Annotated in this window: 11 protein-coding genes and 1 pseudogene; 1 reads left to right on the forward strand and 11 read right to left on the reverse strand. The window is 65.4% G+C overall.

Translation table 11 applies throughout. From position 1 onward, the window contains the following. From PXJ20_RS32305 to PXJ20_RS32340, 8 genes and pseudogenes are all read right to left on the reverse strand, one after another. The coding region (locus PXJ20_RS32305; RefSeq protein ID WP_421057481.1) for a non-ribosomal peptide synthetase at window positions 1-1,696 on the reverse strand (1,696 nt) is incomplete at its 3' end. A gap of 5 nt (window positions 1,697-1,701) precedes the next feature. Next, complete coding sequence (locus PXJ20_RS32310; protein WP_421032938.1) at window positions 1,702-1,911, reverse strand: MbtH family protein; 210 nt, start codon at window positions 1,909-1,911, stop codon at window positions 1,702-1,704. Window positions 1,912-1,947: 36 nt separating this feature from the next. Next, a complete protein-coding gene (locus PXJ20_RS32315; protein WP_421032939.1) occupies window positions 1,948-3,930 on the reverse strand; it encodes a SidA/IucD/PvdA family monooxygenase in 1,983 nt (660 codons plus the stop codon). Between the two features lie 100 nt (window positions 3,931-4,030). Then, window positions 4,031-4,867, reverse strand: a complete 837-nt coding sequence (locus PXJ20_RS32320; RefSeq protein WP_421032940.1) for an aspartyl/asparaginyl beta-hydroxylase domain-containing protein — start codon at window positions 4,865-4,867, stop codon at window positions 4,031-4,033. A gap of 1 nt (window position 4,868) precedes the next feature. Further along, window positions 4,869-5,795 carry a chlorinating enzyme gene (locus tag PXJ20_RS32325; protein ID WP_421032941.1) on the reverse strand — a complete coding sequence of 309 codons (927 nt, stop codon included), beginning with the start codon at window positions 5,793-5,795 and terminating at the stop codon, window positions 4,869-4,871. A 43-nt stretch (window positions 5,796-5,838) separates the two neighbouring features. After that, window positions 5,839-8,520, reverse strand: a complete 2,682-nt coding sequence (locus PXJ20_RS32330; RefSeq protein ID WP_421032942.1) for an amino acid adenylation domain-containing protein — start codon at window positions 8,518-8,520, stop codon at window positions 5,839-5,841. A 155-nt stretch (window positions 8,521-8,675) separates the two neighbouring features. Further along, complete coding sequence (locus PXJ20_RS32335) at window positions 8,676-9,293, reverse strand: helix-turn-helix domain-containing protein (RefSeq protein ID WP_421032943.1); 618 nt, start codon at window positions 9,291-9,293, stop codon at window positions 8,676-8,678. A gap of 248 nt (window positions 9,294-9,541) precedes the next feature. Beyond that, window positions 9,542-9,752 (reverse strand): annotated as a pseudogene (locus PXJ20_RS32340) (transposase); the annotation flags it as partial. 139 nt (window positions 9,753-9,891) lie between these two features. Here PXJ20_RS32340 and PXJ20_RS32345 point away from each other — a divergent pair. Next, window positions 9,892-11,102 (forward strand): IS3 family transposase gene (locus tag PXJ20_RS32345; protein WP_421032944.1). Its coding sequence is split into 2 segments (ribosomal slippage): window positions 9,892-10,207 and window positions 10,207-11,102, totalling 1,212 coding nucleotides; the frame shifts between segments, so codons are not numbered across the junction. Between the two features lie 66 nt (window positions 11,103-11,168). On the opposite strand, the gene PXJ20_RS32350 is transcribed toward PXJ20_RS32345, so the two are convergent. The 3 genes from PXJ20_RS32350 to PXJ20_RS32360 form a co-directional block, all read right to left on the reverse strand. Beyond that, window positions 11,169-11,795: a 4'-phosphopantetheinyl transferase family protein gene (locus tag PXJ20_RS32350; RefSeq protein WP_421032945.1), complete on the reverse strand. Its 627-nt coding sequence runs from the start codon at window positions 11,793-11,795 to the stop codon at window positions 11,169-11,171. Between the two features lie 68 nt (window positions 11,796-11,863). Then, window positions 11,864-12,526 (reverse strand): hypothetical protein, encoded by a 663-nt coding sequence (locus PXJ20_RS32355; RefSeq protein ID WP_421032946.1) that lies wholly within the window; start codon window positions 12,524-12,526, stop codon window positions 11,864-11,866. A 29-nt stretch (window positions 12,527-12,555) separates the two neighbouring features. Continuing rightward, window positions 12,556-13,049 (reverse strand): GIY-YIG nuclease family protein (locus tag PXJ20_RS32360; RefSeq protein WP_421057482.1); only part of this gene is annotated, 494 nt, incomplete at its 5' end.

Genomic DNA, 13,049 nt, shown 5'->3' on the forward strand with positions numbered 1-13,049 from the left:
TCAGGCGCGTCACGAGCCGCAGCCATGCGAGCGAATCGCCGCCGCTCGCGACGAAGCCGTGATCCATCGACGGCGGCGCGTGTCCGACGACGTTCGCCCACAGCTGCGCCAGCGCGCGCTGCAGATCGCTCGCGCCGTCCAGCGCCGGGACGGGCGCGGCGGGCTCCGGCAGGCGGGCGCGATCGATCTTCCCGGTGACGGGCGACAGCGGCAGCGCGTCGAGCAGCACGAACGCCGCCGGCATCATCACGTCGGGAAGCGTGCTCGCGAGCGCCGCGCGCAGGCCGTCCTCGGTGACGCCGTCGCCCACGACGTAGGCGACGAGCCGCGGCCCCCGCGCACCTTGCTCGCGCGGCAGCACGAGCGCGGCGCGCACGCCGTCGCAGCGCATCAGCACGCTTTCGATCTCGCCCGGCTCGATCCGGTGCCCGCGAATCTTGATCTGGTCGTCGGCGCGGCCGACGAATTCGAGCAGCCCGTCCGCGCGCAGGCGGCCGAGGTCGCCCGTGCGGTACATCCGCGCGCCGGGCGGCCCGGACGGATCGGGCAGGAAGCGCTCGGCGGTCAGGCCCGCACGCCCCCAGTAGCCGCGCGCCACGCCCGCGCCGCCCACGCAGAGCTCGCCTGTCCGGCCTATCGGCACCGGCTGCAGCCGGTCGTCGAGCACCGTCACCGTGACGTTGGCCAGCGCGCGCCCGATGGGCACCCGCGCGTCCCACTGCGCGTCGCCCAGCCTGAACGTCGTGCAGCTGATCGTCGTCTCGGTCGGGCCGTAGTCGACGATCCATTCGAGTCCCGCCGCGAACGGCAGGGCCTGCCAGCGCCGCAGCTTCTCGGCGGCGACCTTCTCTCCGCCGACGAACACGACGCGCAGCGCGGGCGGCGCGGCCGTGCCGTGCCGTGCCAGGTCGTCCACCCATTGATGCCAGTACGACGGTGGCAGACTGACGACCGTCACCCGCTGCCTCGCCAGCCATTCGACGAACGCGGCGCTCGCGGGCAGGCGCTCCGGCATCAGCACCAGCGCCGCGCCGCGCAGCCACGTCGGCAGGATTTCCTCGAGCGCGGCGTCGAACGCGATCGACGTGAACTGCAGCACGCGATCATCCGGGCCGATGCTCAGGATGCGGGTCATCGCGAGCGCTTGGTTGGTCAGCGCGCGGCGCGGCACGGCCACGGCCTTGGGCGCGCCGGTGGAGCCCGACGTGAAAATGCAGTACGCGAGGTGCTCGGGGCCGCCGCGCTGCGGCAGGTTCGTGCCGGGAAAGGCGTCGATCGCGGCGCGGTCCGCGTCCATGCGCACCCGCCGGATATGCGCCGGAATACGGACCTCGAGCGCGGACTCCGTCAGCACCAGCGAGGCGTCCGTGTCGCGCAGCATGAATGCCACGCGGTCCTCCGGATGCGCGGGGTCGATCGGCAGGTAGGCCGCCCCGGATTTCATCACGCCGAGCAGCGCGACGAGCTGGTCGAGGGAGCGGCTCATGCACAGCCCGACCATCGTGTCGGGCGCCGCGCCCCGCTGCCTGAGCAGGTGCGCGACGCGGTTGGCGCGCGCGTTGAGTTCGCCGTACGTGAGCCGCGTGTCGCCGTCCACGATGGCCACCCGGCCGGGCGCGACCGCGGCTTGCCGTTCGATCAGCGCGTACACGCATGCGCAAGCGTGCGCGGGTTCGATGCTCGGCACCGTCGCCATGATTGTCAGTTCCCGCGCAGGCTGGCGGGTCGCATGTCGGTCCAGAGCGCCGAGATGCGGTCGAGGCAATCCTGCTTCGGCATCGGCTCGCCGACCGTGCGCCAGCCGGCGGGCACGGTCTTGTCGCTGCGCCAGATCGAATACTGCTCCTCGTCATTGATGACGATGTGATACGTGTCCTGCTCGGCATGCACGGCGGCGTTCGTCTGTTCCATGAGGGTTCCTTTCATTCGGGTTGGGATTGCCGGGAATCACTTGGGGGCGGGCTCCGCGGCCTCGTGCAGCGGCGCCGCGGACGCGGGCGCGCCGTCGTGAACAGGGACATCGACCAGCCTCGCGACGACGGGCCGGTGCGACGGCGCGGTCTTCTCCAGCAGGACCTGCGACGCCCTGCGCCGGTCCTCCGGATCGGTGCGATCCTGGGACAGCTTGAAGCGGCCGGTCATGTCGTCGATCTCGATCTCGAACCCCAGGATCAGGTGAATCAACCGGCCGATGCGCGGATCGTCGGGGTCGAGGCGATGCGCGCCCTTCTCGCGGCCGCTCTCCTTGCTGATGCCGGCCAGGCCACGCACCAGCGCGCCCGGATCGCGCAACAGCCGCAGCGTGCCGCGCACGTGCACCGCGATCGAATTCCAGGTGGGCAGCTGGTCGGTCTTGTAGACGTGCGGCGAGATGTACGCGTTCGGCCCGTGAAACACGACCAGCACGCGCTGTCCGTCCAGATGGTCGATCTGCGGATTGGACCGGTCCATGTGGCCGAACAGCACGCCCATCGCACCGCGCGACCGGTCGAGCGTCAGCGGCGCGTGCGTGACGAACGGCTCGCCGTCGCCCACCGAGACGAGCGTCGCGAACTTGAACTGTTCCAGCACCGCATAGAGCCGTTCCGGATCGCCTTCGACATGGTGCGGCGGCGGGTAGGCGCCGGGCAGGTACGGACGCGCCTCGTCCGCGCCGCTGCGCCGGCGGATATCCGCGATGATCTCGCGGGCGCGGAACGGCAGCAGCGACAGCAGCGTGTCGCCGATCCCGTGGGAGCGTTCGCCGTACCCCTGGAAGTACAGCCCGGCCGACACGTCGCCGGTCGTCTCGACGCGATACTCGCGCGTCAGCCGCGGGCTGCCCCGCTCGTCGCGGCGGATCGCCGGCAGCAGCGGCCCGAAGATGTCGAGATCGAGCTGGCGGGTGTAGCCGGTCGCGAGCACGATGCAGTCGAAGGCCGTCTCGACCCGCTCGCTGCGATCCCGGATGAACACGGTCAGCTCCGCATGCGTGTCGAGGTCGCGGGTCGATTCGATCTCCGTGAAGCGATGGACGACGAGCCGCTGCGAGCCCTGCACCTCGCCGAAATAGCATTCGCGATACAACGCCTCGATGAGATCGGCGTCGACGACGCCGTAGTTCGTGACGCGCAACTCGTCGAGCACGGCTTCGCGCTGCGCGGGCGCCGCGTGGTAGATCGCATCGGCCTGCTGCGCGAAGAACGCTTCGTTGATGAACGGATTGCTGTCGGCCGCGTGCAACGAAAAACCCGACAGATACAGGTGCACCGTCGTGTCCGGATAGTGCGCGAGCACGTGCGCCGTGATCTCGGCGGCGCTTTGCCCGCTGCCCGCGACGGCGATCGCGTAGCGTGCGCCCGTGTCCGGCACCACCCGGCGAAAGCGGTGCAGGAACTCGCTGGAGTGGATCACGCGCCCGTCCTGGCGGCCTTCGTGCGGGGGCAGGCGCGGCTTGCCCCCGCATGCGCAGACGACGTTGCGCGTCCGGTAGGTCTTCGTGCGGCGCGTCTGCTGGTCTTCGACGACCACGCGCAATACCGCGGCCGGCCCGCCGTCCTCCGCGGGCTCCGCGACGACGCGACGCACCGCGGCGCCATAGCGGATCTGCCCGGCGAACGCCTGCGCGACCCAGCCCAGGTAATCCTGGTATTCCGCACGCGACGGGTGGAAGTCGCGCAGGTTGGTGAAGCGCTCGAGCCGCCCCTTCGCCTTCAGGTACTGGAGAAACGTATAGGGGCTGGACGGATTGCGCAACGTCGCCAGATCCTTGAGGAACGAGATCTGCATGCGGCTGCCGTTGAGCATCATGCCGGGATGCCAGCTCACCTGCGGGCTGCGCTCCAGAAGCAGCATCCTCCGCGCCGGGTCGATCTCGCGCGCCGCGACGGCCAACGCGAGATTCGACGGTCCAACACCGAAGGCGACGCAGTCGAGCAGCTCGCCTTCCACGCGTTCGTCATCGAAATGGTCCATTCTCATCGCCTGATCACTGCTGCGAAAAAATGCGGGCCGGCAAGGCGGCCGTGCGTCTGCCGGCCGCCTTGCCGGATCACGCCGCACGCTTTTCAATGAAGTACGTGTACATGTCGCCGATGCGCCGCTGCACCTCGGCGTTCCGGCTCTCCGCCGCGATCTGCAGCATCGTCTCCCAGACGAAGTTCTCGCCGCCGTCGAATTCGTAGTGCTTGCGGATCACGATGCTGAACACGTCGCGATAGTTGCTCGCGTCGATCACCCGCGCGAGCGCGGCCAGCTGTGCTCGCAGCTCGGCGCTGGCGGATGACCGCCTGACGATGCTGTCCTCCGGGATGACCGGCGCGACGGCAGGCGCCTCCTTGACGAACCGCTCGGGATGCGGGACGTCGGCGAAGTCCAGCACCAGATGCATGCGCTTGGCTTCGCTGAACGACGCCGCGCTGTGCATCCGCGCCGCGTCGAAGAACCAGACTTCGCCGGGTTTCATCCGGTACACGACGTCGCCCTCGGAGAAGAAGCACCGGTCGTTCGTCACGAGCGGCACGTGGGCCCGGTTCAGCAGCTTGCCCAGTTCGAGCAGGTCCTTGTGCGGGATGATGACGCTGTTCGAGATGACCGCGAGGCGGGCGAAGCTCAGATGCGCCAGGTCGAAGGTCTGCTCGACGAGGCCCCACAGGTAGGGCATCCGGTCCGCGTAGGGCGTCTTGCTCCCGCGCGCCTGCGGGCCGTAGTTCGCGATGTAGCCGTCGCCCTGCCGTCCGTCGGTCGTCCAGAGCATGCAGCTCTTCCACGGCCCGCCGCACAGGTAGTCGCTGTACGCCTCCGAATACGGAAACCTCAGCGCGTTCTCGACTTCCGGCATCAGTCGGGAGAGATCCAGCTCGAGCGTCTTGACGCGATGGGTCCGCATGTCACGCCCCCTGCAGTTGCTGCGCCGGTGCGACGCGGGAGGGGTCGCCCGCCGACAGCGTCGCGAACGGATTGCCCCACGCGTTGACGTTCGTCAGGCGGTTGTGGCCGAAGTCGTCGTGGCCCGCCACGAGCACGCAGCCGTGACGCGCGAGATCGAAGCGATGCCCGAATTCGTTGAACTCGGTCATCCCCTCATACACCTTCACGTGGGTGGGCACCACGCGAATCGAGAAGCCCATCCGCTGCTTGCGGCTCGTGTTCGGATTCGATCCGTGGATGCAGCGCGCGGTGAAGATGACGAACTCGCCCGCGCGCATCTCCATGTGCCGGACCTCCTGCTCGTCCGGGTGCCAGTTCTTGTCGATCCGCAGCTCGTCGTAGTTGTAGCCGAAGAACGTGTTGTCCGCGTGGTCAGCGCGCCACTTGATCTTGCCTTTCTCGTCGTAGCGCCACTGCCGATGGCTGCCCGGAATGAACTTGAGGCAGCCGTTCTCGCGGGTCGCGTCGGTGAACGCGACCCAGCAGGTCAGTTCCATCGGCACGCCCTCGGAGCGCTCCGACGGCTCCAGCATCCCCGCCTCGGCCTCGCCGATCGCGTAGGTCTCCACCTGATGCCAGCCCGTCCCCGCGTCACCCGGATTCTTCGGGAAGAACTCGGTGCGCCAGCACAGCACGTCGGGGCCGATCAGGTTCTGGCAGCGCCGCACGATCTCCGGCTCGCTGACGATCTTCGTCAGCGCGTCGATATCGAGGTGACGGTCGTAGTTCACCGGGTTGTCGAAACACCGGCGCGCCGACTTGTTCTGGTCGAGCAGTTCCGCGCGCCGTTCCTTCCACCACGCGTTCATTGTTTCCGGCTCCCACAGCCGGAACGGGCCGATGAACCCCTGCTCCGCAAACAACGTCCTCTCAGCTTGATAGTCCACGACGGTCTCCTGTCAGTCGATGATGGGAAAGCGGGTTCGATGCTCAGTGCGCGTTGATGGACGACAGCACGTCGTCGATCGCGGCGCCGATGCCCGCGACGTGCGGCGCGCGCATCATTGCGTAGTGATCGCCGGAAACGGTATGCACGTGCAGCGCGCCGCGCACCCATTCGCCGAGCGAACGGGCTAGCCGGTCGCGCCGTTCTTCCGGCGCCTCGGCGGGCTGGAACAGGTCGATCCGCCCGACGTACGGCCGCGGCCGGTATTCCATCGCCGCCTGCAGGCTGTCGTGCGTGACGCGCAGGTTGCGCTGCAGGTGCTCGGCCGTCACGCCCTCCGGGATCGTGTTGCCGAGCAACGCGAGCAGCGACGCGTCGGAGGGCAGCGACACGATGTCGCCGCGCGCCCTTTCGGCCTCCATCCTGTCGAGCGCCGCCGCGAGACGGCCGCGCAACGGCGACTGCGCGGTGAGTTCGCCGCTGGTCGGATCGATGACGGGATTGGCGTCAATCATGCCGATGAAATCCACCTGCAGCCCCGCCTCCGTCAGTTGCTGCGCGATCTCCATCGCGAGCACGCCGCCGAACGACCAGCCCGCCAGCAGATACGGGCCGCCGGGATGGACGAGCTGCAATTGCGCGACGTGCTCGCTGGCGAGATCGCGCAGCGACGCGACGCCGTCGGCGCGCCGGTGCTCCGGCTGCCACCTCAGACCCAGCACGCGCAGCGGCGAGCGGATCGACTGCGCGAGTTCGCGGTAGGCCAGCAGTTCGCCGCCCAGCGGATGCACGAGAAACAGCGCGCGCTGCGACGGACCGGCGCGCAGCGTGATGACTTCGGATGCGGAACGCGGCGCGGCGGGCGCGAACCGCATCGCTTCCAGGGTCCCGGCGATGCCCGCCATCGTGCTGTCCTTCAGCAGCAGCGAGAGATCGATCTGCCGATCCAGCACCCGGCTCAGCTCGCTGACCACCCAGGTCGCCAGCAACGAATCGCCGCCGACATCGAAGAAGTCGTCGTCGGATTCCAGCTCGGCGTGGCCCAGCACGCGCTCCCAGATGCGACGCACGACATCGAGCATCGTCCCGCCCGCCGGCACGTCGATTTCGGGCAGCGGCAGCGCGGCGAGCTGGCGCAGATCCACCTTGCCGGTCGGCGAGATCGGCAGCGCATCGACGAAGACGAAACAGGCGGGCACCATGTAGTCCGGCAACCGCTCGCGCAGCACCCTGCCAAGCTCGCCCCCGTCGGCCGCCGCGCCGTTCGCGACCACATAGGCGGCAAGGACCTCGACGTCGCCCGACACCGCGCGCAGCCCCACCGACGCCTCCCTCACCCCCGCGACGTCGAGCAGCGCGCGCTGCACTTCCGCAGGCTCGACCCGGAAGCCCCGAACCTTGATCTGGGCATCCGCCCGCCCGACAAATTCGAGCACGCCGCCATCCGTCATGCGGACGAGATCGCCCGTCCGGTACATGGTCGCCCCCGGCGCGCCGGACGGATCGGGCAGGAAGTGCTCGGCGCTCAGCACCGGCGCGCCGAGATAGCCGCGCGCGACGGCGGCGCCGCCGACATGGAGTTCGCCGATCTCGCCGCGCGCCACCGGCGCCAGCGCCTCGTCCAGCACGCGGACCTCGACGCCGCCCACGGCCGTGCCGATCGGCGGAAGCAGCGGCCATCCGTCCGGCTCGCGATCCAGCGTCCAGCTCGACACCAGGTGCGTCTCGCTCGGTCCGTAGTGGTTGTCGAGGCGGCAGCCGGGAATCTCGGCGAAGAACCGGCGGATCGCGTCGGTCACCAGCAGCCGCTCCCCGGCGGTGATCACGTGGCGGAGCGTGCGCGGCCAGTCGTCGATCGCCTGCGCCGTCTTCGCGAGCTGCTGGAGCGCGACGTAAGGCAGGAAGATCCGCTCGACCTTGCGGGCCTGCAGGAAGCGCAACAGGCGCTCGGGATCGCGGCGCGTGTCGTCCGCGACCAGCACGAGGCATCCGCCGGTGCAGAGCGTCGAGAACACCTCCTGGAACGAGACGTCGAAGCAGACCGGCGTGAATTGCAACGTCGTCAGCGCCGCGTCGCCGTCGCCGATCTGCCAGCGGATCAGGCGCGTCAGCGACCGGTGGCTCATCGCCACCGCCTTGGGCTCGCCCGTCGATCCCGACGTGTAGATCACGTAGGCGAGATGGCCGGGCGCGAGCGGCGGACGCGGCGCCGCCGCGCTCGCCGCGGGTGCGTCCCCGGCGGCCGGCCACACCACCGTGAGGCCGGCGACGCCGAGTTCATCCGTGCGCCCCGAGTCGGTGATCATCACCGTCGGCTGCGCATGCGCAAGCAGCTGGCGCACCCGCGCATCGGGATACCCTGGATCGATCGGCAGGTACGCGCCGCCCGCCTGCATGACTGCCAGCATCGCGACGAACAGCTCGCGCGAGCGCCGCATCCAGATGGCCACGCATCGCTCCGGACCAACGCCCGCATCGGCCAGTTTCGCGGCAAGCGCGTCGGCGCGTTGCGCCAGCTCGCGGTAACTGTGGCTTTCGCCCCGCTCGTCGATCAGCGCCACGGCGTCGGGCCGGCACGCGGCCTGTGCGCGGAAGGCATCGAATACGAACTCGAATTCAGTCCGGCCAGGTGAAGCTGCAGACAATCTCGTCATGTTGTAGTCGCGCGAAAGTATGTCGGTTCCGATGTATCGACCGATCACGAACGAATGAACAGGGATATCCATTTATTCGACGGGAGCCGAATAAACATATTTCAAGACAAGCAACTTAATTCACGACACATGCCACATTCAGGCTAACACCATATATGCGATTCGAGCAATAAATAAACTCGCGAGAATCAAACATAACCGGAGACAAATAACCTAATTCAAGACAATTAACCTAAAGCACGACAGGCAACTTGATTCACGACACGCGGCTCGAGTGCGACGGGCGCCCGACCGCAAGCGCGCTCGACGACGCCCGCCTCGTCACCTGGCGGCAACGGGAATATCGATGGCGCCGCTGCGCCACCTGGAGCGGGAACACCATCGACGCGCGGCCCCGTCGAAGCTATGGATGCCTTCCGGCGGCGACGGGGGTTTGCAGTGGAATTCGGGTATTCGGCCCGCGCGGCAGCGCCTTTCGCGGGAACGTCCATCGCTCGCAGCAGGCGCCCGACGTGCACCTCGCTGAAACGTACCGAATACATGCGCTCCATCAGAATGCCGACCCGTTTGAGGGTCCAGCGGTCGCTGTCGAAGCCCTGGGCTGCCGCCCCATGCATCAGCACGCACCTCAGCGTCTCCAACTGGGTGCTGTCCAACTGGGCCGGTCGGCCGCTGCCCATCGACTGCAACGCCTCGATCCCGCCTTCGTCCAGGCGCTCCTTCCACGCGTATGCGGTCTGCCTGGCGACGCCCACTTCCCTCGCGGCCTCTGCAGGCGACTTCCCGGCCAGCATCAATTGCCCCGCGCGCACTCTCTTGCGCGCGGCCTCGTTTATATGCGTCATGAAACAAACTCCGAAACGGATATATTGATCAGACACCCCACCCAAAGCGGCGGCACTCGGTCTCGTTGTCACTATTTAAGTTATATTTTCACGCCGGGTTTTATGGAGCAGATGATACACACAAAATCCGCTCTTTCAATAATCGGACATGCAAAACGCTGCGATGCCCTATGCAGCAAGGGAACGAGGCGAGTCAGGGAAATGTAGAATTCCCGTAAACAATATGGCTCTTTTAAATTTCGAATGGACTAAGCAGCATGCGGATTGATCGAACTGAAGTTGAGCTTACCGGCGATCAGGAACAGCACAGTGCGCATGGTCTCGAGGTTTGCGTAGCCGCGTGCGCGCCGCTTGGCAGCCTGGAACAAGCCGTTGAGGGCTTCCACAAAGCCGTTGGTCTGACGCTTCTGGCGTCCAGGCAACGATGCCATCGAAGTGCTTGCGGATCATCCGGGCGACCTACGCCTCCGGAATCGACCGTTTTCAACCATAAATCTTCCGTCGTGGAGCAGCCCCCTGAAACGCCGGACACAGTCACCCACTTACAATAACGGGTAGGCATAAGACTGTGTTTTTGACTAACACCAGGCAGGAAGTGATGGAAGTGTTGACGGGCCCGGAGCGCCGGCGGCGCTGGACGGCGGAGCAGAAGCTGGCGATGGTTCGCGAGAGTTTCGAGCCGGGGAAATCGGTTTCGATGGTCGCGCGCCAGCACGGCGTGAATCCGAACCAACTGTTCCACTGGCGCAAGCTGTACCAGGATGGGAGCCTGTCAGCGGTCAAAGCTGGCGAGGAGGTGGTTCCAGCCTCGGAACTGGCCGACGCGCTCAAGCAGATTCGTGAGCTGCAACGGATGCTCGGCAAGAAGACCATGGAGAACGAGATTCTCCGCGAAGCAGTCGAGTACGGCCGGGCAAAAAAATGGATATCGCACTCGCCCTCGCTGCCGGAGGACGACCAGTGAAACTGGTTTGTGAAGTTCTCGGCGTGTCGCGCTCGAACGTATCGGCACGACTGTCGCGTCCGGCGACGTGGCGCGATGGCCGTCAATCGAGGCAGACTGACGACGCGGTCGCAGTCGAGGAAATCCGCCGGGTCATCGGCGATTTGCCCAGCTATGGCTATCGCCGGGTTTGGGGCATATTGCGCAACGAGCGCGTCGCGGTTGGGCTGGTGCCGTTCAACGCAAAGCGCGTCTATCGTGTCATGCGCACGCACGGGTTGCTGATGCAGCGCCGGCCGCTTCCGCCTCGCCCCCAACGTCGACACGACGGCAAGGTGGCCGTAGCGCGCAGCAATCAGCGATGGTGCTCGGACGGCTTCGAGTTCCGCTGCGACAACGGCGAGCCGCTGCGCGTAACGTTCGCGCTGGATTGCTGTGACCGTGAGGCGATGAGCTGGGCAGCCACGACGGCAGGCCACAGCGGCGACATCGTGCGAGACGTGATGCTGGCTGCAGTGGAAAATCGGTTTGGCAACGAACTGCATACACCGTCCGAAATCGAGTGGCTGAGCGACAACGGTTCGGGCTACACGGCCGACGACACTCGCCGATTCGCAGTGGCCATCGGCCTGAAGCCATTGACCACACCGGTGTGCAGCCCACAAAGTAATGGGATGGCCGAGAGCTTCGTGAAGACGATGAAACGCGACTACGTCGCCTTCATGCCGAAGCCGGACGCAGCGACTGCTGCACGCAACCTGGCCATCGCGTTCGAGCATTACAACGAGAAGCATCCCCATAGCGCGCTGAAATATCGCTCGCCTCGCGAGTTCCGGCGCTCGATGGATTCAGCGACCTTAGTGTGATGCCGTGTCCGGTATTACAGGGGCAACTCCACGTCGTCGCGGACGACACCATCCACGTTTGCGACCTTATCCGCAGCGTCCATGAGCAATACAAGCCATATACCCTGGAATGTCCATGATCCAATGAAACGTCAGTGAACGGGCTTTCGCAAACTCGGAGCCGTCGCGTACAAACGGCGATTGGCTGCCGACCGCACCCGGAACGACGGAAATTGCCTGCAAGCCTTCCGCAATGCCGACACCGAGCGCCTTGAGCAACGCTTCCTTGGCGGTCCAACACTGGAAAAAATGCGAATTTTGCAGGCCTCGCGGCGCCATATCCAAGAGCCGCTGTTCGTCGAGAGTGCACACAAGGGCGGCAAGCTCGCGCCAGTCAATCGCGGCATTGACAAATTCGACGTCGATTCCCACGTCGAACTCCCGCGAAATCGCGATGAGCGCATGCTCACCCGCGTGAGACACATTGAACATAGGCCCGCTTAGCGACGCAAGCTCGGGCCGGCCGTGACGTGTCGTCACGAATTCCAACGCGAGGGGATTCACGTCGAGATACCGGCCCAGCAAATGCCTTAATGTCGAACGAGTGACTGCGAACCTGATGCGGTCTTCTTCGCGCAAATAGCGCGACGCTCGTTGGCGCTCGGCCTCGTCAAGCCGGAGCGTCGGGATATCCACCGGCTCGCCGAACGGCATCACCACATGCCATATGTCAACTTCTGCCGGCCAGCGCCGATCTATCCGCAGCAAAACAGGCCGCTTCGTCACTTCCTGTCCCCAGCAGGTGCAACCGGGCGTTCGAACGGTTCTGTCGCGATAAGGACGAAGGTCGACAGACGTCCCTGCCAGCCGTTCGTCCGCAGGGCCGCACGATAGCGTTGCGTAACCTGTGACTGCGGTAGCGCGACCGGCAGCACCATCCATCCTCTCAGTAGCGTCAGCTTCACTTGGAGCGAGCCCACCGAAGCGGCGGGAAATCTTCCGGCGAAGTCGCGCTCCCAATACGCGCTGGCCTCCGGGTAGGTGGCTATTTCGCGCAGGACAACATACGCATGGTCGAAATCGTTGTTCAATTCACTGATATTGCTGATCGTCTGCGCATCGGCCCCAGCCCGAGCGGATAGACTAGGTGCGTTCTCTAGATGGCGCCAACGCACGTGTAGCAGCTCGTGATAGACCTGATGAGCGTTGCAGCGAGCGGGATAATAAATCTTCCAAACTAGCTCATTGTGGTGAAAATCGACGGTCGCGAATTGATCGCCATTTCCCGAAATAGGGCTGACGCTACCCGGAAAGCATTCCACCCGGGCCTCGGCCGTTGATATATCGCTGAAGAGCGACAGCAGTGGTTCGGTTCGGCCCGTCAACTGTTGAACATCGATCATGGCTGTTTTCCGCTTTATTGCCTTCCTTTTCTCGTCGGTCATTTCATCCTCTCACTCTGTTTTTCTTGCCCTCAAACAGCAATCCCCTGTGCTTTGCACAGCTCCCGAAGCATCTGCTCTTCCGACAGACCTAACCGAGGGTCTCGAACCTGGTGGTAGCGGGTGACGTTCTCACCGAAGCGACCACCCTGACCATTCATGCCGGGCTCGACAGCATGAATCAAAATTCCCTCAACGTGATTCAGCACATCGGCGAGCTTCGGATGGAGAGCGGTCGTTTTGCTGGCGAGCTTTCGATTCTTCCCAGCACCAACGACTCTTAACACTCCAAACCACGAAAATCGATCCCACCTTCCTGCAAGGTCATCTTTACGATGTTGCTTCAAGCGGGAAAACAGAGACTGTTTGCCCACTCCTGCCTGGCCCACATAAACCACTTTGTAGTCGGCATACAAAACGTAAATGCCGATCTGCTCACGGAAATCGAATGGTTCCGTTTTCTTGCCGTTGGACGGGACTCCGAGAAGCCGGCCCGCCTGGTTTCCTCGTCCCCAAAAGACATGAT

The sequence above is a fragment of the Paraburkholderia sp. A1RI_3L genome, assembly GCF_048957895.1.
In the GTDB taxonomy this organism is placed as follows: Bacteria; Pseudomonadota; Gammaproteobacteria; order Burkholderiales; family Burkholderiaceae; genus Paraburkholderia; species Paraburkholderia kururiensis.

What these genes read in the sequence shown, in the direction of transcription:
- PXJ20_RS32310 (WP_421032938.1), bottom strand. Translation starts at nt 1,911, where the DNA reads ATGGAACAGACGAACGCCGCCGTGCATGCCGAGCAGGACACGTATCAC.
- PXJ20_RS32320 (WP_421032940.1), bottom strand. Translation starts at nt 4,867, where the DNA reads ATGCGGACCCATCGCGTCAAGACGCTCGAGCTGGATCTCTCCCGACTG.
- PXJ20_RS32330 (WP_421032942.1), bottom strand. Translation starts at nt 8,520, where the DNA reads ATGGATATCCCTGTTCATTCGTTCGTGATCGGTCGATACATCGGAACC.
- PXJ20_RS32335 (WP_421032943.1), bottom strand. Translation starts at nt 9,293, where the DNA reads ATGACGCATATAAACGAGGCCGCGCGCAAGAGAGTGCGCGCGGGGCAA.
- PXJ20_RS32350 (WP_421032945.1), bottom strand. Translation starts at nt 11,795, where the DNA reads ATGCCGTTCGGCGAGCCGGTGGATATCCCGACGCTCCGGCTTGACGAG.
- PXJ20_RS32355 (WP_421032946.1), bottom strand. Translation starts at nt 12,526, where the DNA reads ATGACCGACGAGAAAAGGAAGGCAATAAAGCGGAAAACAGCCATGATC.